Source organism: Altererythrobacter sp. C41 (assembly GCF_016803135.1).
Taxonomy (GTDB): Bacteria; Pseudomonadota; Alphaproteobacteria; order Sphingomonadales; family Sphingomonadaceae; genus Pelagerythrobacter.
In genome coordinates this window covers 22,890-40,955 of record NZ_JAEVFE010000013.1, presented here as the reverse complement: position 1 = coordinate 40,955, position 18,066 = coordinate 22,890, and the positions used below count along the sequence as shown (strand labels likewise).

Genomic DNA, 18,066 nt, shown 5'->3' with positions numbered 1-18,066 from the left:
AGCATCACCGCGCTGTCCTTGCCCACCGAATACAACATCACAGGCCGCGACGCTTCCGCCGCAACCTCACGCATAATATGTACGCTCTCGGCCTCAAGCCGCTCAAGATGGGTCAGGCGATGCATCGGCGAGCGAATGCCTAGACTTGCCAAAGATCACAAGAGCCAAGCCGAAAAGCAATACATAGTGCAGGCCAAGACGAGCCACAGACGCGACTCATTGACGAGCGCCCGTCGGGCCATGAATGACCCACCGGTACGATCGCTGGGATAGTCTCTGGGCGACGAGTGACGGGTTTCAGCCCCCACTTTCATTCGGGCAGCGAATTTGTGAATCAGGAGGCCCGATGCGCCAATGTGGCCTATTCCTCGCCCCGGTCCACGCCCTCGTCGGCATCGGCCTCGGGCCTCTCCGCATCGCTCTTCTTGACGGAGGGCTTTCTGACCTTCCGCTTCGGTTTGGCCTTCGGCGCCGCCGGGGTGAGCTCGAAGGCCGGTTTGCCCTCCTTCACGCTCACATGGACCTCGCCGCCGTCGGCGAGTTTGCCGAATAGCAGTTCCTCGGCCAGCGGCTGCTTGATCTTCTCCTGGATCAGGCGGCCCATCGGGCGGGCGCCGTAGAGCCTGTCGTAGCCCTTGTCGGCCAGCCATTCGCGCGCATCCTTGTCGAACTGGATGTGCACGTTCTGCTCGGCGAGTTGGAGCTCGAGCTGGAGGATGAACTTGTCGACCACGCGCGCGACGGTCGCCTTGCCGAGATAGGCGAAGGGCACGATCGCATCGAGGCGGTTGCGGAATTCCGGCGTGAACATGCGCTTCACCGCCTCTTCGCCCGCGTCTTCCTTGCTGACGTCGCCGAAGCCGATGCCCTGGCGCGCCATGTCGGCCGCGCCGGCATTGGTCGTCATGATCAGCACGACGTTGCGGAAATCGACCGTCTTGCCGTGGTGATCGGTCAGGCGGCCGTTGTCCATCACCTGCAGCAGGATGTTGAACAGGTCGGGATGCGCCTTCTCGATCTCGTCGAGCAGCAGCACGCAATGCGGGTTCTGGTCGACCGCATCGGTCAGCAGGCCGCCCTGGTCGTAGCCGACATAGCCCGGAGGGGCGCCGATCAGGCGGCTGACCGAGTGGCGCTCCATGTATTCGGACATGTCGAAGCGCTTGAGCTCGATCCCCATGATGCTCGCGAGCTGGCGCGCGACCTCGGTCTTGCCGACGCCGGTGGGGCCGGTGAACAGGAAGCTGCCGATCGGCTTGTCCGGATCGCGCAGGCCCGCGCGGCTGAGCTTCATCGCGGTCGAAAGGCGCTGGATCGCCTGGTCCTGCCCGAACACGACATGCTTCAAGTCGCGTTCGAGGTTCTCGAGCGCCTTCTTGTCGTCGCTCGACACCGTCTTGGGCGGGATGCGCGCCATCGTCGCGATCACCGCCTCGATCTCGCGCGCGGTGATCTTCTTCTTCCGGCGGCTCGGCGGCACGAGCATCTGCATCGCGCCGACCTCGTCGATCACGTCGATCGCCTTGTCGGGCAGCTTGCGGTCGTTGATGTAGCGCGCCGAGAGCTCGACCGCGGTCTTGAGCGCGTCGGGCGTGTAGCGGACGTTGTGGTGTTCCTCGAAGGCGCTTCTCAGCCCCCGCAGGATCTTCACCGTATCCTCGATCGTCGGTTCGTTGACGTCGATCTTCTGGAACCGGCGCAGCAGCGCGCGATCCTTCTCGAAGTGGTTGCGGAATTCCTTGTAGGTGGTCGAGCCGATGCAGCGGATCGCACCGCTCGACAGCGCGGGCTTGAGCAGGTTGGAGGCGTCCATCGCCCCGCCGCTGGTCGCGCCAGCGCCGATCACGGTGTGGATCTCGTCGATGAACAGAACGGCGTCGGGCATGCCTTCGAGCTCGCTCACGACCTGCTTGAGCCGCTCTTCGAAATCGCCGCGATAGCGCGTGCCGGCCAGCAGCGCGCCCATGTCGAGCGAATAGATCACCGCGTCCTTGAGCACTTCGGGCACTTCGCCCTCGACGATCTTGCGCGCGAGGCCTTCGGCGATCGCCGTCTTGCCGACGCCCGGATCGCCCACATAGAGCGGGTTGTTCTTGCTCCGCCGGCAGAGGATCTGGATCGTCCGGTCGACTTCGGGCCCGCGGCCGATAAGCGGGTCGATCTTGCCCGCCTCGGCCCGCGCGTTGAGGTTGACAGTGAACTGGTCGAGCGCCGTTTCCTTCTTGTTGTCGGCCTTCTCTTCGGCCTTGCCGGCCTCGTCCGCACCCTGCGGCGCGCGGCTTTCGAGCTGTTTGCCGCCCTTGCCGATGCCGTGGCTGATGAAGCTCACCGCATCCAGCCGGCTCATGTCCTGCTGCTGCAGGAAGTAGACGGCGTAGCTGTCGCGCTCGGAAAACAGGGCGACGAGCACGTTGGCGCCGGTCACGGTATCCTTGCCGCTCGACTGCACGTGCAGGATCGCGCGCTGGATCACGCGCTGGAAGCCGGCGGTCGGCTGCGGATCGCCGTCGTCCTCGGTCTTGAGCGACTGATATTCCTGATCGAGATACTGACGCACCGCTTCGCCCAGTTCGTCGAGATCGACGCCGCACGCGTTCATCACCTGCGCCGCGTCCTCGTCCTCGACCAGCGCAAGCAACAGATGCTCGAGCGTGGCATATTCGTGCCGCCGCTCGCTCGCGCTGGCGAGCGCGGCGTGGAGGGTCTTTTCGAGGGTCTGGGCGAAACTGGGCATCTAGCGAACTTTCGTGGCGAAAAGCGGGGTTTCCCTGCTGCGGGAATGTAAGCGGGCGTTGTTAACATGGCCTATATGGGGGCGGCATCGCGGGTTGAGAACCGGGCGGCTCACGAGCCCGGCTTTCGGAACAGCGCGTCGGCCGCGTGGCGATGCGCCGCCGCGCTCAGCCTGTGCTTTTCCACACGCGCGATCTCGGCTTCGAGCAGCGCGATTCGTTCGGCCAGCTCGTCCTGGGAATAGGGCGAAAGGTCTTCGGCGGCGAGCTTGCTCGCGGCGTCACCCCTCGGGCGCGGACGATCGTCCTCATCCATTGCGCGCAATGTCGCAAGGCGGCGCGCTTGCTGTCAATGGGGCAGCACGTTAGGTGCGCAGGCGTGACGGCACGGCCACAGGGGGAAGGCGAATGACGGCGCACCTGCCACGCGAGATGACCGCGATCGGATACGACGCGCCGGGGAAGCCCGATGTGCTTCGACCGGAGACGGTTCCGATTCCGGAGCCGGGGGAGGGCGAGGTGCTGATTCGCGTCGCTTATGCCGGGGTGAACCGACCCGACGTGATCCAGCGGCAGGGTAATTATCCGCCGCCGCCCGGCGCCTCGCCGATACCGGGCCTGGAGATTTCCGGCACGATCGCCGCGGTCGGCCCGGGCGTGCCGGACGACTACCTGGGCGACAGGGTCTGCGCGCTCGTTTCGGGCGGGGGCTACGCCGAGTATTGTCTCGCGCATATCGGCCATTGCCTGCCGGTGCCCGACACCATGCCGCTGGCCGAAGCGGCCGCGATTCCGGAAACGCTGTTCACCGTCTGGCACAACGTGTTCGAGCGCGGCTGGGCGCGCGAGGGCGAGACGCTGCTCGTCCACGGCGGCACCAGCGGGATCGGCACGATGGCGACGATGCTCGGCAAGGCATTCGGGCTGACCGTGATCGTCACCTGCGGCGACGAGGCCAAGTGCGCCGCGGCGCGGGAACTGGGCGCGGATTTGGCGATCAACTACCGCGAGCAGGATTTCGTCGAGGAAGTGAAGGCCTTCACCGGCGGCAAGGGCGTCGAACTGGTGCTCGACATGGTCTCAGGCGACTACGTGCCGCGCAATCTCAAGTGCCTGGCGGAGGACGGCCGGCACGTAACCATCGCGGTGCTCGGCGGGCCCAAGGCGGAGCTCAACATGGCCGTGGTGATGAGCCGCCGTCTCACGCTCACCGGCTCGACGCTGCGCCCCCGGTCCGACGCATTCAAGACGCTGCTGGCGGGCGAAATCGAGAAGAACGCCTGGCCGCTCTTCGAGGAAGGGAGGCTGCGCCCGGTGATGGACCGCAGCGTCCCTCTCGCCGAAGCCGCCGCCGCTCACGCGCGGATGGAAGCGGGCGACCATATCGGCAAGATCGTACTCGAAGTCGCGGGCGGCTGAAGCTTGTTGCAGGTATGTAGAGGGTCGTTGCCACCGCTCGCCAGGAGCAGATAGGCGCCGCCGGGCTAGCGCAAGGCTGTCGGTGCCGCTGCGGGCGATCGGATGAGGATCGATGCTGCGATGTTAGCTTGGCGTTAGTGCCCGACGACATCGGGCGAGTGCCCGTGCCATATGGTACTTCACCGCCTTATTGCTGATACCGAGTTGCTCGGCGATCTGCTTGTAGGTCAGATGCCGCAATCGGTGCATCAGGAAGATGCGTCGGGTCCTGGGCGGCATGGCGCGGAGCGCCTGCCAACAGGCACGTCGCAAATCCTCGGCCTCGATCTGCCACGTCTGCTCGGCGCATATCGCGGCATCGCGTTCTTCATCGAATTCAAAGCAGAGCGCTTGCTGCCGCGCTTGCCGGCGTGCCCGGTCGATCAGAAGATTACGCGCGGTCCGGGTTAGATAGGCCTCCGGACAGTCGAGGCTGTCGAAGGCCTGGTTGCGAAGCAGCCGGGTGAAGGCATCCTGCGCCAGATCGGGCGCGGCATCGGGACCAACTTTCTTCCGGAAGTAACGCAGCATGCGTGGATGCTCGCTGCGATAGAACGCATCGAATGCGGCACTGGATCTGGGAGCGGTCATGATCGCTCCCTCCGCTCGTGCATGTTGAGCGGCGCATCGCGCGAGGCGCTGTAGAGCGTGATCCCCGCTTCGATCCGGTCGAGAATGAACGTGTCGCGCTCGGCTTCGGCGATGCGGACGTCGGCTTCGGAGTAAATCTCGAGGCCGACCGCACAGCGGTTGCCCAGCTCGCGCTCAATGATGGCTTGCGCGCTCTGCCAGCAGCGCTCGTCGGCAAACAGCGGATGATTGACGACGATCCAGAACTCGTAGTCGGAAAAGTGGATTGTTTGCTGGTCTTCGAACCAGGATCGCCGCGCATAGGGGCCGATCAGAATGATCTGCTGGATCTCGCCTGGTTCAGGCGCTTGCACCTGCGTCGGCTCGAAACAGGCGCGCAGGATACGCGTGATCCGCTCGATCTCGCGCTGCTTGCGGCGAATGAGATGGGCAACGCGCGCCATCACGACTTCGCGCGCGTAGACGTCGCTTGGAGTGGGAATAAGCATGAAAAGCTCGCACACAGGCGGTCCGCGCACGGATGCGCGGATGTGCAAGCGGTGTCCGCTGTGTGCCGCGGTGCGGCCTTACAGCAACCGTCCGACCTTGGCGGCCGGACCTACTTGATGCCTGGCAAGGACTATCCTCGAGATGGCCGCCAGTGTTCCATCTCGTGATCGGGATTATGCCAGAATCCGTGGAATCCGGCAAGCTGGGAGGCTATGCTCCTGCCTGCGGCGCTATTCGCGCGCGGCGGTTTCGAGAAGGTTACGCTCAGGCCAGGGAGCTCGTATGCTGGTCCAGTGGCGCCGGCACTGCCAGAACAGCCCGAAGAACCCAGCACCAGACCGGCGGAAAATCCTAAGGCGGATTAATCGGGATCGTTGGTGGCCGGCCGAATGCGCTGCGCCTCAACCTGGCTTTGCAAAACACGCGCGCGCATTTCCAGCTCACGATACTCGGCATCGGAAATGCCGTCGCGACCATAGCGATCTGCAAGTACACCGATCTGTCTGTTTTCGCGGCGTAGTGCGCGTGCCTCGCGTTTGGACAAGTCCCCGCTTTCCCGTCCCCAATCGATGCGTTCGTGTGTCTCACGAAGCTCGCGCCCGATCGTCGGACGTGTGGGAGGATCGGCTATGCCGGGCAAGCGCCCACTATCCGGCGGTGTTCGAGGGGCAATCTGAGCTTGGGCCGCGAATGGCACGATCAAAAGTGCCGCCGCAACTACGATCGCTTTCATACCATCCTCCATCGTGAGGGGATATCCGACCCCGTCCGGAAAGCTCTGCCAACCTCACTGAACGATTGCTGACGCCAGCCTCCCTGAATCCCGGCAAGCTGCGCGAGTGCGGCTGTGCCAGCGACACTACCCGCGCGCGGCGGCTTCCAGAGCAGCGATCCGTTCGGAGCAGACCTCGTGGACCACACGGCCCAGTTCCTCGACCCGTTCACCAAGCCAGGTCAGTTCTTCCTCGGTGATCTTGTAGTGCTTGGAGTAGCGTGCCTTGGTGTAGGCTTCTTTCAGCTTCTGGAACATGGCGCGCTCGCGGCGGCCATCTTCCGGCCATATGCCGTGAAGGCGTCGGTCCAGTCCTTCGGCGAGGGAGCGGAGGAAGGCGATGTTGTGGTTGTAGGGGGTGTAAAAGGTCAGGGTGAGAAGCAGGCATGCGTAGAGCCGCTCGGTTGCCTGATGCAGTTCAAATGCTGCCTTCTTGAAGCGACTCCGTTCAAGGTTCGAACGAAAATCGTCGAAGAACTCTCCGGCGCTTGGATAGTAGTCTTCGAAATACTCCCGCGCCGTCTCCAGCGCCTGCTGCGGTGTCTTCGGCGTGGGGGTAGCGAGTTCGCGATCGTCGGCTTCGTAAAGCGCGATCCCGTCCTTCGCGACTTCCATAAAGAACACGCGCCCGTGTGCGAGACCATCGTTCACCTCGTGCAGGCAGTGCACGATGAAGTTCACTGGCGTGCGCAGCGTCTTCTCGATCGTGTAAGCGCGGATCAGCCGTTCCTCGGCCTTCGCCCAATAGGCGGCGCGGTCGGTCATCTCCTTCTGGCTGACGATGACCAGGATATCGTAGTCGCTCTTGTATTGGTTGGCCGACATCGGCGCATCGACCCAGTCGCCGCGTGCATGGCTGCCGAACAGGATGATCTTGAGAATGCGCGCGCCCTTGCGCGGGCCAGTCGCGTTCTCGATCGCTGCACCAAACTCATCGAAGATGACCTCTACGATGCGCTCAAGCTCGCGCTGTTTGGCCGCGGGAAGATGATCGAGATCGGTGCGCATAGCTGGGTGAATCTTCGAGCAATCTACAGGTGATAGCAAGTGTGGCCTCGTCCGCCCGGCAAGGTTTCGCGTGCGTCGCCAGACTGTCACGCTTTCGCGGAACGGTCACCGAACCGTGAATCGCCTGTAACAATTGCCTGTCATGTGACGGACGTGAAGATGCATTCGCTAGCGGAGTGCGGGCGATGGGCGAAGAACGGATCAAAGGGCTTCCGGGCGGTCTGGCCGAGCTGGCGACGGTGGCGAGTCTGCCGCCGGTAAGGAGCGCGATTCCCGAGCCGGTCGACGGCAAGCGGCGCAAGTTCCGCACGATCTGGATCAGCGACATCCATCTCGGCACCAAGGGCTGCAACGCCGCGATGCTGATCGACTTCCTCGACAGCACCGACAGCGAGACGATGTACCTCGTCGGCGACATCATCGACGGCTGGCGGTTGAAGAAGAAGGTCTACTGGCCGGCCGAGCACAACGATGTCGTCTGGCGCATCCTCAAGCGCGCCAAGCGCGGCACGCGGATCGTCTACATCCCGGGCAATCACGACGAGATGCTGCGCCCGTTCTCGGGCATGAACTTCGGCGGGGTCGAGATCCGCCGCGCCGCTTTCCACGATACGGCTGACGGACGCCGGCTGATGGTGCTCCACGGCGACGAGTTCGATGCGATCATGCTCGCACATCGCTGGCTCGCTGTGGTCGGCGACGTGCTCTATCATCTGCTCATGGGGCTCAACCGGTGGGTCAACGTCGTGCGCAAGGCGTTCGGCCTGCCCTACTGGTCGTTGTCCAAGGTGGCCAAGCACAAGGTCAAGAACGCGGTCGAGTTCATCAGCCGCTACGAGGAGATCGTTGCTCGCGCCGCCGCCGAGCGGGGCGTGGACGGGGTTGTGTGCGGGCATATCCATACGGCCGAGATCCGTGCCTTCGGGGGCATCGAATACTATAACGACGGCGACTGGGTCGAAGGCTGTACCGCGCTGGTCGAGCACTTCGACGGGCGCATGGAACTGCTTCACTGGCCCGAGGAAATGGCGCGCCGCGCGCGGTTTGACGTCGTGGCTTCGCCCGCCGCGAAGGCGGCAGCCTAATGCGTGGGTCAAGCTGCATTTTTGAAGCCGGTTTGGAAGGGTTGGTGTGTCTGGAGCATGGCCCAGAGGACATTCACGCGCCGTCTGGCAAGGGCGATGACAGCCTGATGGTGCCGTTTTCCTTCGCGTCGCTTGCGATCATAGAAGGCGCGGCTGTCGGGGGATGCAAGCGAGCAGAAGGCGGCTTGGTAGAAGACGCGTTTGAGGCCCTTGTTGCCGCCGGTGGGCCGTCTGAGGAAGCGGGTTTTGCCCGATTGCCTGAGGACTGGGGCGATGCCTGCGGCAGCGGCGAGAGCGTCGGGCGAACGGAAGCGGGAGAGGTTGCCTGCCTCGGCGATAAGTTCGGCGGTGAGGATGGCCCCCATGCCGGGCAGGCTCTGGATGAGGGCCGCATCAGGGTGGCGGGCGAGCCGCTCCTTGAGATCGCGGTCGATCTCGCCGAGACGCGTGCGGGTAGCAAGCGCTTCCTGAGCGAGCTCGCGGATGAGGGTGGCAGTCATGGCCTCCCCGGGGACGGCAATGGTCTGGGCGCGGGCGCATGCGAGGGCCTGAGCACAGATGGCTGCCCCGCCGCGACTCGCCTGAAGATGGCGGCCGATGCGTTTAGCGCCAGCGCGACGCAGCTCGGCGGGAGTGACGTAGCGGGTCAGCAAGTGGAGCGGCCCCTTGGTGGTCAGATCCAGCGCGCGTTCGAGGGCGGGGAAGATGCCGGTGAGCAAGTCGCGCATGCGTGCGATCCGCTGGGTCTGAGCTTGTACCAGGTCGCGACGCCGGCCAACGAGCAGCCTGAGCTCGATGTCGATCTCGCCTGCTGGCTCGATGACCCGCAGATCGTAACGGGTACGGACCTGGTCGGCGATGGTGCGTGCATCTCTGGGATCGGACTTGTTCTCGCCCCCGACGGTGCCCTGACGGGCGCGGTTGACCGCGAGGCCGGGGACGTGGAGCAGCGTGCAGCCCGACGCCGCGAGCATCGCTTCGGCAAGACCGGCGATGCCGCCGATGACGTCGAAGCCGACGCGTACCGCGCCGTCCAGCGCGGCGAGTTCGTCGACGAGCGCGGCGATAGCCGCGGGATCATTGTCGAGCTCGTGATCGATGAGTACCGTTCCGGCTTCGTCGATGGCAGTAATCCAATGCACCTCCTTGGCGATGTCGATGCCGGCGCTGATCTGCGGCATGATCTCCTCCTATGGCTGGTCGAACCTCGGCATCCCGTCTACGCCGTCTCCGCCCTATGCAGCGATCGATCGCAGAGCCTAATCAGCGGTCGAGACGAGTTGGCGGTGCTGGCGGATCTGCCACCTGAACCATCCTGGGCAGCCAGCATGAAAACCATACCAGCACCGCCGCGTCAGCTACTGTTCTCACAGCCGCAAAAGGATAGGGCGGCATGAGCCGGATGGAGGCAGTCGTGGCCGAAGCGGACACCGTGCGGCCCTATCCGCATCGGATCGCCATCGTCACCGATGCCTGGACCCCCCAGATGAACGGCGTGGTCCGCACCCTGGCTGCGACCTGCGACATCCTGCGCTCGCGGGGGCACGAGGTGGAGGTGATCTCGCCCGAAGGTTTCCGCTCGGTGCCGTGCCCGACCTATCCCGACATTCGCCTGGCGATGCCGCTGCCCGGCGCGATCGGGCGGCGGCTCACGGCGCTGGCGCCCGATGCGATCCATGTCGCGACCGAAGGGCCACTGGGGCTCGGCGCGCGGCGGTTCTGCACGGTGCGCGGCATTCCCTTCACCACGGCATACCATACGCAGTTTCCGGAATACGTTGCGCGGCGCACCGGCCTCTCGCCGGCGCTGTTCTGGCGCTACATCCGCTGGTTCCACGCGCCCTCGCGCCAGGTGCTGGTCGCGACCGAGAGCATTCGCGAGGAACTGCGGGCGCGCGGACTGCGCCGCCTCCATCCCTGGAGCCGGGGCGTCGACCTGACTTGCTTCAATCGCGACGCGCCGCTGCCCTCGGAGTTCGAAGGCCTGCCGCGCCCGATTCAGCTCTACGTCGGCCGCGTCGCGGTGGAGAAGAATCTCGAGGCGTTCCTGACCGGCAGCTATCCGGGCACCAAGGTCGTCGTCGGCGACGGCCCGGCTCTTGAGGAGCTCAGCACGAAATTCCCGGAAGCCCATTTCCTCGGGCGCCGCAGTGGCCGCGCCTTGGCCGGATGCTATGCCCATGCCGACGTGTTCGTCTTCCCGAGCCGGACCGACACCTTCGGGCTGGTCATGATCGAAGCGCTCGCCTGCGGAACGCCGGTGGCGGCGTTCCCTGTCCCGGGTCCGCGCGACATCGTGACCCACCGCGTCGGCGCATTGTCGGAAGATCTCGACCGCGCGATCGCCGGCGCCCTGTTCAGCGACCGTGCCGACTGCGCAGAAATGGGCGCGCGCTATTCGTGGGATGCGGCGACCGATCAGTTCCTCGCCGGGCTTGCCGCGCTCGACGCGGAGCCGCTGGTGGCCTGAGCTTCCGGACCGATCGAGGGCCGAAAAGCTTGCCCTCGCATGACGCATGGCCTAAATCGCCTGTGCAACGGCCGCTCCGCAAGGGGCGGCCCTTATATTTTCAGGACAGTTTCGATCATGGCGCAACCCACCCCGCTGATGCCGCATGCGACCGCCACCTGGCTCGTCGACAACACCTCGCTCAGCTTCACGCAGATCGCAGACTTCTGCGGCCTGCACATCCTCGAGGTCCAGGCGATGGCCGACGATCTTGCAGGCAGCAAGTACACCGGCCGCGATCCAATCCACTCGGGCGAGCTGACGCAGGAGGAGATCGAGCGCGGCCAGGCCGATCCGGGTTACGCGCTCAAGATGCAGCGGGCGCCGGTCGAGGTCACGCGGACCAAGGGCCCGCGCTACACGCCGGTGTCGAAGCGGCAGGACAAGCCCGACGGCATCGCGTGGATCCTGCGCAACCATCCGGAGATTTCGGACGCGCAGATCTCCAAGTTGATCGGCACCACGCGCAACACGATCACCGCGATTCGCGAGCGCAGCCACTGGAACATCCAGAACATCCAGGCGAAGGATCCGGTGACGCTCGGCCTGTGCTCGCAGCGCGAGCTCGACGCGGTCGTCGCCAAGGCGGCGAAGAAGGCCGGCGCCGAGGGTGAGGCGCCTGCGCCGGTGGTCGATTCGGGGACGGACCGCGAGAAGCTGATCGCCGAACTGCGCGCCGAACGCGACGCGAACGAGAAGGCCGCCGCCGAAGCTGCACAGGAAGCCGAAGCCGCCGCCTGGCTTGAAGCTCGCCGCGCCGCCGAGAACGAGAGCGACGAACAGCTCTGAGCCTGCCGGGGTGTCGCTAAGGCGACCCTCCGTTATCTCGGCGAGTCTGAGATCGCTAACGACCTTCGTGCAGAGTCGCCTCGGCTTTTGCCGGGATGACGGCGAGTGCGCGCGCCTTCAGAAAGTCCTTGCCCTCGCGCGCGGTCTCGCGCATCCATGTTTACATGGATGTCAGTAAGGCGCCTTATCAGCATGCCGCCCCGTGGGACACGCCGTTCGAGCCGGTGACGCTCCCCGACCTTTTCGCGCGAACGACGGAGCGGCGGCCCGACGCGCCGCTGGTCGACTTCCTCGGGCGAATCTATTCCTACCGGGCGCTTCATGAGGAAGCGCGGCGTTTTGCGGCCGGCCTGCAGGAACTCGGCATCGCACGCGGCGACCGGGTAGGGCTGTTCCTGCCCAACGTGCCGATCTACGTTTCGGCCTACTACGGCGCGATGATGGCCGGTGCGGTGGCCGTCAACTTCTCGCCGCTCTACACGGTCGAGGAGCTCAAGCAGCAGGTCGAGGATTCGGGCGCCCGCCTGCTCGTCACGATCGATGCCGCGAGCCTGTTGCCGACCGCACTCGAGGTGCTCGACCGCTCACCGCTCGAAACGCTCGTCGTCGGCCGCTTGGGGGCGATGCTGACGCCGCTGAAGCGGGCAGCGCTCAAGCTGCTGGGCCGCAAGAGCATTACAGCCATCCCTGCGAGGGCGGATGTCCGCGACTGGGCCAGCATGCTGCCGCAGCGCGAGCCCGCGCCCGTCGCGCTTTCGCCCGCCGATCTCGCGCTGCTGCAGTACACCGGCGGCACGACCGGGCGGCCCAAGGGCGCCATGCTCACGCATGCCAACCTGGCGGTGAACGCGATGCAGGTCGATGCGATCGATCCGTTCGACCGCGACGAGCCCGACGTGATCATGGGCGCGCTGCCGCTGTTCCACGTCTTCGCCAACACTTGCGTCCTCAACCGCACGGTCGCGAAAGGCGCCTGTATCGCGATGGTGCCGCGATTCGACGCGAAGCAGGTGCTGCAGACGATCGAGCGCACCCGCGTCACCGCCTTCCCCGGGGTGCCGACGATGTTCCAGGCGCTGCTCGACCATCCGCGGATCGGCCGGACCGACTTCTCCTCGCTCAAGGTGTCCATCTCGGGCGGCGCGCCACTTCCCGCACTGGTGCGCGAGAAGTTCGAGGCGGCGAGCGGGGCGCGGCTGGTCGAAGGCTACGGATTGACCGAAAGCTCGGGTGTGGTCTCGACCAATCCCTACACCGGGCTGCGCAAGCCGGGTACGATCGGGCAGGTCATTCCGCAGACCCGCGTTATGCTGCTCGACAAGGAAGACCCCACGAAACCCGCACCCGAGGGCGAGCCGGGGGAACTGGTCATCGCCGGACCGCAGATCATGCAGGGGTACTGGAACCGCCCCGACGCGGCCAAGAACGCCTTCGCCGATCTGGACGGCACGCGCTGGCTTCGCACCGGGGACGTGGCCGAGATCGACGAGGACGGCTTCATCGCCATCGTTGACCGGATCAAGGACATGATCGCCGTCGGCGGGTTCAAGGTCTTCCCGAGCCAGGTCGAAGCCGTGCTGCTCGAGCATGCGGCGGTCAAGGAGGCCCTCGTGATCGGCGTTCCCGACGCTTACCGTGGGGAAACTCCACGGGCCTACGTGACATTGGCCGAGGACGCCGAAGCGACTGCGGCCGAGCTCCAGACCTGGCTCAACACCCGCGTCGGGAAGCACGAGCGCGTCTCCGGCGTCGTCATCCGCGACGAGCTGCCCAAGACGATGATCGGCAAGCTCGACCGCAAGGCCCTGCGCGCCGAGGTACTGGTGGGCGAGGGAGACGATCCCATTTCCGTCGCCCCTGCGCAGGCAGGGGCCTAGCTACCTCGGTGGCGGCGCTTCGCTCCCTTCTGCGAGCTTGATGGGCCCGCGACGGCTAGCTCAGGTCGCCAGCGTCAGCTTCGGCTCGCCGTCATCGCTCGAAACCGGGGCAACTGGCTTGTCGGTCGCGCGCTGATTCGGTGCGCGATGGGCGAAGCGGCCTTCGACCTGTGCGCCCTGCTCGATCGTCAGGGCGTCGTAATTCACGTCGCCTTCGACCCGGGCCGATTTCAGGACGACGAGATGGCGCGCCGTGATCGAGCCGGAAATCCGGCCGGCGAGGCGCGCAGTCTCGGCGCTGATCGCACCGTCGATCACGCTCGTTTCGCCCTGCACCAGCGATTCGCAGGTGATGTCGCCTTCGATGCGGCCGTCGACGTGAAGCTCGGTGGAGGCGGATACGTCGCCCTTGATGGTGACGTCGGCGCCGATCACGGAGAACGTCGAACTGGATGGTGCGGAGGGTCTAGACATCGGAATCGCTCCCTCCAACTCGGGCTCTGGCTTCTTTGAGAACATCGGGGGCTGTCTCCAGGAAGGGGCGCGGATTGACCGCGCGGCCGTTGATGCGGACTTCGAAGTGAAGGTGAGGGCCGGTCGAGCGGCCGGTGCTGCCGATCGCGCCAATCACGTGCCCAGCGTCGACCCGCTGGCCCACCTTGGCGGAAAATTTCGACATGTGGGCGTAGCGGGTGGTCAGGCCGTTGCCATGCGTGATCTCGACCACTTTGCCGTAGCCAGACTTGCGCCCGACGAAGCTGACGCGGCCTTCCGCCGCGGCGAAGATCGGCGCGCCGACCGGACCGCGGAAGTCGAGACCCTTGTGCATCGCGCCGTGGCCCGTGAACGGGTCGCGGCGATAGCCGAAGCCGGACGAGATGTACTTGAGATTGGCGGGCTCGAACTGCGGAATGCCGTCGAGGCCCTGTTCGAGTGCCGCCATCTGCGCGAGGCTGAGGCCGAGGCGCTCGAAACGCGGATCGACTTTGCCGTCGGCGCCGGTCGCGAGCAGTTCGAGCGGACCACCCATCGCGTCCTGCTGGGCGGAGCGCAGGATTGCCGAAGGATCGAGCCCCAGCGTGCGCATCGCCTCCGCGGCGCGCTCGGCACGGTGGTCGGCGAAGCGGGTCATCTTCTCGACCAGCGCGAGCTGGCGGGCCTCGATCTGGGCCAGCGACCGCGCCTCGGGGAAGACCGCGCTGACCTTGGCGACGGTTTCCGCCGCCTCGCCGGTCGAATCGCTGACCGGTGCCTGCCGCTTGATGTCGTCGGGCAGCATCTCGGCCATTTCCTCGAGCACCGTCTGGCGCTGTTCGAGATCCTCGGCGACGGCCGTGAGATCGTCGCCGTAGGCGTCGAGCCGTTCTTCCGAAGTCGCGACTCTCGCCTCGCGCTCGAGCAGCGACATGCGGTCCGCTTCTGCGCGGAACTGGCTCCAGCCCATGACCGCGAGGCTGACCATCCACGCGACGAGCGCCGCCGAGGCGATCGCCGCGGCGGTCATCTGCACGCGTGATGAAATGCGGATGAAACGGACCTGTCCTTGGGATCGCATGAAGAATTCGCGATCCGGGAACCAAGCCCGAAGGCGGTCCACCCATCCGCCTACGGTTGAGCTAGTCACCAATTACGACCCCTATGCCGTCCTTTTTATCCCGGCGGGGCCGCTACCACGGGAGGGGGCGCGGGTCGAATCGTGAAATAAAGCAAAAGGGCGAATCGAACGACTCGCGGGGTGAATCGTTTCCGGGTTACGAAATTAACCCAAGTTCTTCGCAAATGACCTCATCTCCCGACTGGCGAATCCCCGACTGACAGACCTCGCCGCCCCTGCTAGGCCGCGATCATGGGCTTGATCGCAAGCGGCCGTTCCAGGCCGATCTTCCCCTGATGCGCGCGCGCCGGATCGGTCTGCTCGGCGGCAGCTTCAACCCTGCCCATGGCGGGCATCGCCGGATATCGCTGTTCGCCGCGGAGGCGCTCGGGCTGGACGAAGTCTGGTGGCTGGTATCGCCGGGAAATCCGCTCAAGCCGCGGGCCGGCATGGCCCCGCTCCCCGCACGTGTGAAGTCGGCCATCAGGCAGGCGCGCCGCGCTCCGATCCGCGTCACCGCGATCGAGCGCGAGCTCGGCACTCGGTACACGGTCGACACCCTGCGGGCGCTGATCCGGCGCTATCCGGACCGCGAGTTCGTCTGGCTCATGGGAGCGGACAATCTCGCGCAGTTCCACCAGTGGAAGGATTGGCGCGGCATAGCGCGTGCGATGCCGATTGCGGTGATTGCACGGCCGGGCTATGATGGAGCAGCCCTCGCAAGCCCCGCGATGGCATGGTTGCGTCGACACCGGGTCGAAGCCGCCGAGTTCAGGAACAGGGGCGAATGGAGTGCGCCGAGCCTGGTGACATTGCGTTTCGATCCGGATCCCCGATCGGCCACGGCCCTCCGCCGTGACGACCCCGACTGGGCCGGGCGCTACTCGCAGGTTCCGCCGCGCGATGAGCTTACATTCCGCCGAATAGTCCCCATATCCCGGGGGGAGCGCGTGCAGGCGCCATGATGCGCATCGCCGCCCTCGCATTTTCTCTCGCAACCGTCAGGAGCGCAACAACCGCCTATGAACCAGGCGCAAACATCCATGCCCGAGCACGATTCGCGGCATTCGCCGGTGACTGAAGCCGAGCCGGGCTCGCTTCACGCGCTCGTCCTCGCGCAACTGGAGGACGACCAGGCGCAGGACGTCGTGTCGATTCCGCTCGCGGGCAAGTCGAGCATTGCCGATCACATGGTCATCGCCTCGGGCCGTTCGACCCGTCAGGTGGCCGCGATCGCGCAGAAGCTCGCCGAGAGGGTCAAGCAGGAAGGCCATGGGCCGGTGCGGCTCGAAGGCTTGCCGCAGGCCGACTGGGTGCTGATCGACGCGGGCGACGTCGTCGTCCACCTGTTCCGCCCGGAAGTCCGCAGCTTCTACAACTTGGAACGCATGTGGGCCTTCGGCGACGCCCCGCCCGTGGCTGCCGGAACCGCCTGAGGCCGGCAAAAACATGCTCCTGCATGTCGTGGCGCGCGGCAAGATCGGGCGCTCGCCCGAGGCCGAGCTGGTCGCGCGTTACGAGAAGCGTCTGACCTGGCCTTTCCGGTCCACCGAGCTGCCCGAGGCCGGAGGCAAAGTGCCCGATCCGCAGGCGCCGGCCCGCACCGTCCTGCTCGACGAGCGCGGCAAGCAGCTATCCTCAGAAGATTTTGCCGCGCTGCTCGGTCGCTGGCGTGACGAAGGCGTGCGCGAGGCGCGTTTCGTGCTCGGCGCGGCCGACGGTCATTCGGCGGAGGAGCGTGCGGAGGCGGATCTGCTGCTCGCATTCGGCAAGGCGACCTGGCCGCACCTGCTGGCGCGCGCCATGCTGCTCGAGCAGCTTTACCGCGCCACCGCAATTCTTGCCGGACACCCCTACCATCGGGCAGGATAGTGCGATGCGGCGCCGCGTGACGACCCTCGTCCTGACCATGACTGCCGTCGCCGTCGCGATCGGCGGCATTGCTGCCGCGCAGCGGGCCGACGGCATCTCCGATCCAGGCGATGCGCGCGCTGCGCTCCGCAAGGCGCAGGAAGAGGCGCGGGCGGCAGAGCTGCGCGGGGCACGGCTAGAAGCCGAGGCACGCGCCGCGACCGAGGCGGCAGAGAAGACGGCGCGAGAAGCCGCTGCGCTTGCCGCGCGTATCCAGCAAGCGGAAGCCGACATCGCCGCTGCAGAGGCACGTATCGCGCTGATCGACGGCCAGCGGCGGACGCTCGACATGCGCCTCGCCGAACGGCGCGAGCCGCTGCTGCGCCTTACGGCGGCATTGCAGAAGTTCGCACGCCGGCCGCTTGCGCTCTCGGCCCTGCGCCCCGGATCGCTGCGCGAGACGGTCTACCTGCGCGCCCTGCTCGAGACGACCATTCCCGAGGTCCGCCAGCGCACCGCCGCACTCCGCGCCGAGATTGCGCGCGGGCAGCGGCTCGAAACCGAAGCGCAGCAAGCCCTCGCGGCCCTGCGCGCAAGCGAGGCGCAGCTCGGCACCCGGCGCCAGAGGCTGGTCGGGCTCGAAAGCCGGCAACGGCTCGCATCGCGCCGCGCAACCGGCGTCGCTGCCCGCGAGGCCGATCGGGCGCTCGCCCTGGCGGAGGAGGCGCGCGATCTCGACACACTGATCGCGAAGCTGGACGATGCCAGCGCGCTGCGCCGCGAACTGGCCGCGCTTCCGGGTCCCATCATCCGGCCGGCCAGCCCCGAATCGGCCCGGGTCACCACAGCCGTGCGCCCCACCCCCACGCCCTCCGCGACCCCGCCGCCGGACGATTTCCAGCTTCCGGTCGTCGGACAGACCGTGGCCGGCTTCGGCGCGGTGTCCCCGGCGGGCCTGCGCAGCAACGGCCTCTCGCTGGCGCCGCGCCCCGCCGCGCAGGTCGTCGCCCCCGGCGGCGGCCGGGTGGCCTTCGCCGGCCCCTATCGCGGCTACGAGCGGATCGTCATCATCGAGCACGACGGAGGGTGGACCAGCCTCGTCACCGGCCTGGCGCGCATCGACGTCGCTGTCGGGGAGGCGCTCGTTTCGGGTGCTCCTCTGGGCATTGCCGCGGCCGACACGCCGGTCGTGACGCTCGAGCTCCGGCGTGACGGAACCCCGGTGAACCCGCTCGATTACGTTGGATAGGGCGGGCGGCGCCCGACCGCATCCTCATCTGGCATTAAGCCCGCGCGCGCGATAAAAGCGCT

18 protein-coding genes and 1 pseudogene are annotated in these 18,066 nt (G+C 66.2%); 9 read left to right on the top strand and 10 right to left on the bottom strand.

Going from position 1 to position 18,066, the window contains the following annotated elements:
• The 3 genes and pseudogenes from JNO53_RS15420 to JNO53_RS14650 all read right to left on the bottom strand — a co-directional run.
• Positions 1–125, bottom strand: a pseudogene (locus JNO53_RS15420) (sulfate adenylyltransferase subunit CysD); the annotation flags it as partial.
• Positions 126–361: 236 nt separating this feature from the next.
• Entirely contained in the window at positions 362–2,734 is a 2,373-nt protein-coding gene (gene clpA, locus JNO53_RS14655; RefSeq protein WP_203113255.1) for an ATP-dependent Clp protease ATP-binding subunit ClpA, read from the bottom strand.
• A gap of 110 nt (positions 2,735–2,844) precedes the next feature.
• The gene (locus JNO53_RS14650; RefSeq protein WP_203113252.1) at positions 2,845–3,048 is read right to left on the bottom strand and encodes a DUF1192 domain-containing protein; all 204 of its coding nucleotides are present in this window, start codon (positions 3,046–3,048) and stop codon (positions 2,845–2,847) included.
• 92 nt (positions 3,049–3,140) lie between these two features.
• On the opposite strand from JNO53_RS14650, the gene JNO53_RS14645 reads away from it, so the two are divergent.
• Positions 3,141–4,151 carry an NAD(P)H-quinone oxidoreductase gene (locus JNO53_RS14645; protein WP_203113249.1) on the top strand — a complete coding sequence of 337 codons (1,011 nt, stop codon included), beginning with the start codon at positions 3,141–3,143 and terminating at the stop codon, positions 4,149–4,151.
• A 123-nt stretch (positions 4,152–4,274) separates the two neighbouring features.
• Here JNO53_RS14645 and JNO53_RS14640 read toward each other — a convergent pair whose 3' ends face one another.
• From JNO53_RS14640 to JNO53_RS14625, 4 genes are all read right to left on the bottom strand, one after another.
• Entirely contained in the window at positions 4,275–4,781 is a 507-nt protein-coding gene (locus tag JNO53_RS14640; RefSeq protein WP_203113247.1) for a sigma-70 family RNA polymerase sigma factor, read from the bottom strand.
• Entirely contained in the window at positions 4,778–5,269 is a 492-nt protein-coding gene (locus tag JNO53_RS14635) for a hypothetical protein (RefSeq protein WP_238401963.1), read from the bottom strand. Before JNO53_RS14635 ends, JNO53_RS14640 begins: the two co-directional genes overlap by 4 nt.
• 362 nt (positions 5,270–5,631) lie before the next feature.
• A complete protein-coding gene (locus JNO53_RS14630) occupies positions 5,632–6,003 on the bottom strand; it encodes a hypothetical protein (RefSeq protein ID WP_203113245.1) in 372 nt (123 codons plus the stop codon).
• 126 nt (positions 6,004–6,129) lie between these two features.
• Complete coding sequence (locus tag JNO53_RS14625) at positions 6,130–7,050, bottom strand: nucleotidyltransferase and HEPN domain-containing protein (RefSeq protein ID WP_203113243.1); 921 nt, start codon at positions 7,048–7,050, stop codon at positions 6,130–6,132.
• 185 nt (positions 7,051–7,235) lie between these two features.
• Between JNO53_RS14625 and JNO53_RS14620 the strand changes: the two genes are divergently transcribed.
• Positions 7,236–8,135, top strand: a complete 900-nt coding sequence (locus JNO53_RS14620) for a UDP-2,3-diacylglucosamine diphosphatase (RefSeq protein ID WP_203113240.1) — start codon at positions 7,236–7,238, stop codon at positions 8,133–8,135.
• 8 nt (positions 8,136–8,143) lie between these two features.
• On the opposite strand, the gene JNO53_RS14615 is transcribed toward JNO53_RS14620, so the two are convergent.
• Positions 8,144–9,316, bottom strand: coding sequence for an IS110 family transposase (locus JNO53_RS14615; protein WP_203113237.1), 1,173 nt, complete (start codon positions 9,314–9,316; stop codon positions 8,144–8,146).
• Between the two features lie 212 nt (positions 9,317–9,528).
• Here JNO53_RS14615 and JNO53_RS14610 point away from each other — a divergent pair, with 212 nt between their 5' ends.
• The 3 genes from JNO53_RS14610 to JNO53_RS14600 all read left to right on the top strand — a co-directional run bounded on the left by JNO53_RS14610 (position 9,529) and on the right by JNO53_RS14600 (position 13,310).
• Positions 9,529–10,605: a glycosyltransferase family 4 protein gene (locus tag JNO53_RS14610; RefSeq protein ID WP_238401962.1), complete on the top strand. Its 1,077-nt coding sequence runs from the start codon at positions 9,529–9,531 to the stop codon at positions 10,603–10,605.
• Between the two features lie 117 nt (positions 10,606–10,722).
• The gene (locus JNO53_RS14605; protein WP_203113234.1) at positions 10,723–11,433 is read left to right on the top strand and encodes a DUF1013 domain-containing protein; all 711 of its coding nucleotides are present in this window, start codon (positions 10,723–10,725) and stop codon (positions 11,431–11,433) included.
• A gap of 164 nt (positions 11,434–11,597) precedes the next feature.
• Positions 11,598–13,310, top strand: coding sequence for a long-chain-fatty-acid--CoA ligase (locus tag JNO53_RS14600; protein WP_203113231.1), 1,713 nt, complete (start codon positions 11,598–11,600; stop codon positions 13,308–13,310).
• A gap of 60 nt (positions 13,311–13,370) precedes the next feature.
• Here the strand turns inward: JNO53_RS14600 and JNO53_RS14595 are convergent, their stop codons facing one another.
• Together JNO53_RS14595 and JNO53_RS14590 are read right to left on the bottom strand one after the other, a co-directional pair.
• The gene (locus JNO53_RS14595; protein WP_203113228.1) at positions 13,371–13,784 is read right to left on the bottom strand and encodes a bactofilin family protein; all 414 of its coding nucleotides are present in this window, start codon (positions 13,782–13,784) and stop codon (positions 13,371–13,373) included.
• The gene (locus JNO53_RS14590; RefSeq protein WP_338015369.1) at positions 13,777–14,934 is read right to left on the bottom strand and encodes a peptidoglycan DD-metalloendopeptidase family protein; all 1,158 of its coding nucleotides are present in this window, start codon (positions 14,932–14,934) and stop codon (positions 13,777–13,779) included. The genes JNO53_RS14595 and JNO53_RS14590 overlap by 8 nt, the downstream gene beginning before the upstream one ends.
• Positions 14,935–15,200: 266 nt before the next feature.
• On the opposite strand from JNO53_RS14590, the gene JNO53_RS14585 reads away from it, so the two are divergent.
• From JNO53_RS14585 to JNO53_RS14570, 4 genes are all read left to right on the top strand, one after another.
• Positions 15,201–15,869 carry a nicotinate-nucleotide adenylyltransferase gene (locus JNO53_RS14585; RefSeq protein ID WP_203113215.1) on the top strand — a complete coding sequence of 223 codons (669 nt, stop codon included), beginning with the start codon at positions 15,201–15,203 and terminating at the stop codon, positions 15,867–15,869.
• Positions 15,870–15,947: 78 nt separating this feature from the next.
• On the top strand, positions 15,948–16,340 hold the full coding sequence (gene rsfS, locus JNO53_RS14580) for a ribosome silencing factor (protein ID WP_203113212.1): 393 nt from the start codon (positions 15,948–15,950) through the stop codon (positions 16,338–16,340).
• A gap of 13 nt (positions 16,341–16,353) precedes the next feature.
• Positions 16,354–16,776: a 23S rRNA (pseudouridine(1915)-N(3))-methyltransferase RlmH gene (locus tag JNO53_RS14575; protein WP_203113199.1), complete on the top strand. Its 423-nt coding sequence runs from the start codon at positions 16,354–16,356 to the stop codon at positions 16,774–16,776.
• A gap of 4 nt (positions 16,777–16,780) precedes the next feature.
• Positions 16,781–18,004 carry a murein hydrolase activator EnvC family protein gene (locus JNO53_RS14570; protein ID WP_203113196.1) on the top strand — a complete coding sequence of 408 codons (1,224 nt, stop codon included), beginning with the start codon at positions 16,781–16,783 and terminating at the stop codon, positions 18,002–18,004.
• Positions 18,005–18,066 lie beyond the last annotated feature (62 nt).

Coding starts and splice junctions, on each gene's coding strand:
- clpA (WP_203113255.1), bottom strand. CDS start 2,734: ATGCCCAGTTTCGCCCAGACCCTCGAAAAGACCCTCCACGCCGCGCTC.
- JNO53_RS14650 (WP_203113252.1), bottom strand. CDS start 3,048: ATGGATGAGGACGATCGTCCGCGCCCGAGGGGTGACGCCGCGAGCAAG.
- JNO53_RS14645 (WP_203113249.1), top strand. CDS start 3,141: ATGACGGCGCACCTGCCACGCGAGATGACCGCGATCGGATACGACGCG.
- JNO53_RS14640 (WP_203113247.1), bottom strand. CDS start 4,781: ATGACCGCTCCCAGATCCAGTGCCGCATTCGATGCGTTCTATCGCAGC.
- JNO53_RS14635 (WP_238401963.1), bottom strand. CDS start 5,269: ATGCTTATTCCCACTCCAAGCGACGTCTACGCGCGCGAAGTCGTGATG.
- JNO53_RS14630 (WP_203113245.1), bottom strand. CDS start 6,003: ATGAAAGCGATCGTAGTTGCGGCGGCACTTTTGATCGTGCCATTCGCG.
- JNO53_RS14625 (WP_203113243.1), bottom strand. CDS start 7,050: ATGCGCACCGATCTCGATCATCTTCCCGCGGCCAAACAGCGCGAGCTT.
- JNO53_RS14620 (WP_203113240.1), top strand. CDS start 7,236: ATGGGCGAAGAACGGATCAAAGGGCTTCCGGGCGGTCTGGCCGAGCTG.
- JNO53_RS14615 (WP_203113237.1), bottom strand. CDS start 9,316: ATGCCGCAGATCAGCGCCGGCATCGACATCGCCAAGGAGGTGCATTGG.
- JNO53_RS14610 (WP_238401962.1), top strand. CDS start 9,529: ATGAGCCGGATGGAGGCAGTCGTGGCCGAAGCGGACACCGTGCGGCCC.
- JNO53_RS14605 (WP_203113234.1), top strand. CDS start 10,723: ATGGCGCAACCCACCCCGCTGATGCCGCATGCGACCGCCACCTGGCTC.
- JNO53_RS14600 (WP_203113231.1), top strand. CDS start 11,598: ATGGATGTCAGTAAGGCGCCTTATCAGCATGCCGCCCCGTGGGACACG.
- JNO53_RS14595 (WP_203113228.1), bottom strand. CDS start 13,784: ATGTCTAGACCCTCCGCACCATCCAGTTCGACGTTCTCCGTGATCGGC.
- JNO53_RS14585 (WP_203113215.1), top strand. CDS start 15,201: ATGCGCGCGCGCCGGATCGGTCTGCTCGGCGGCAGCTTCAACCCTGCC.
- rsfS (WP_203113212.1), top strand. CDS start 15,948: ATGCCCGAGCACGATTCGCGGCATTCGCCGGTGACTGAAGCCGAGCCG.
- JNO53_RS14575 (WP_203113199.1), top strand. CDS start 16,354: ATGCTCCTGCATGTCGTGGCGCGCGGCAAGATCGGGCGCTCGCCCGAG.
- JNO53_RS14570 (WP_203113196.1), top strand. CDS start 16,781: ATGCGGCGCCGCGTGACGACCCTCGTCCTGACCATGACTGCCGTCGCC.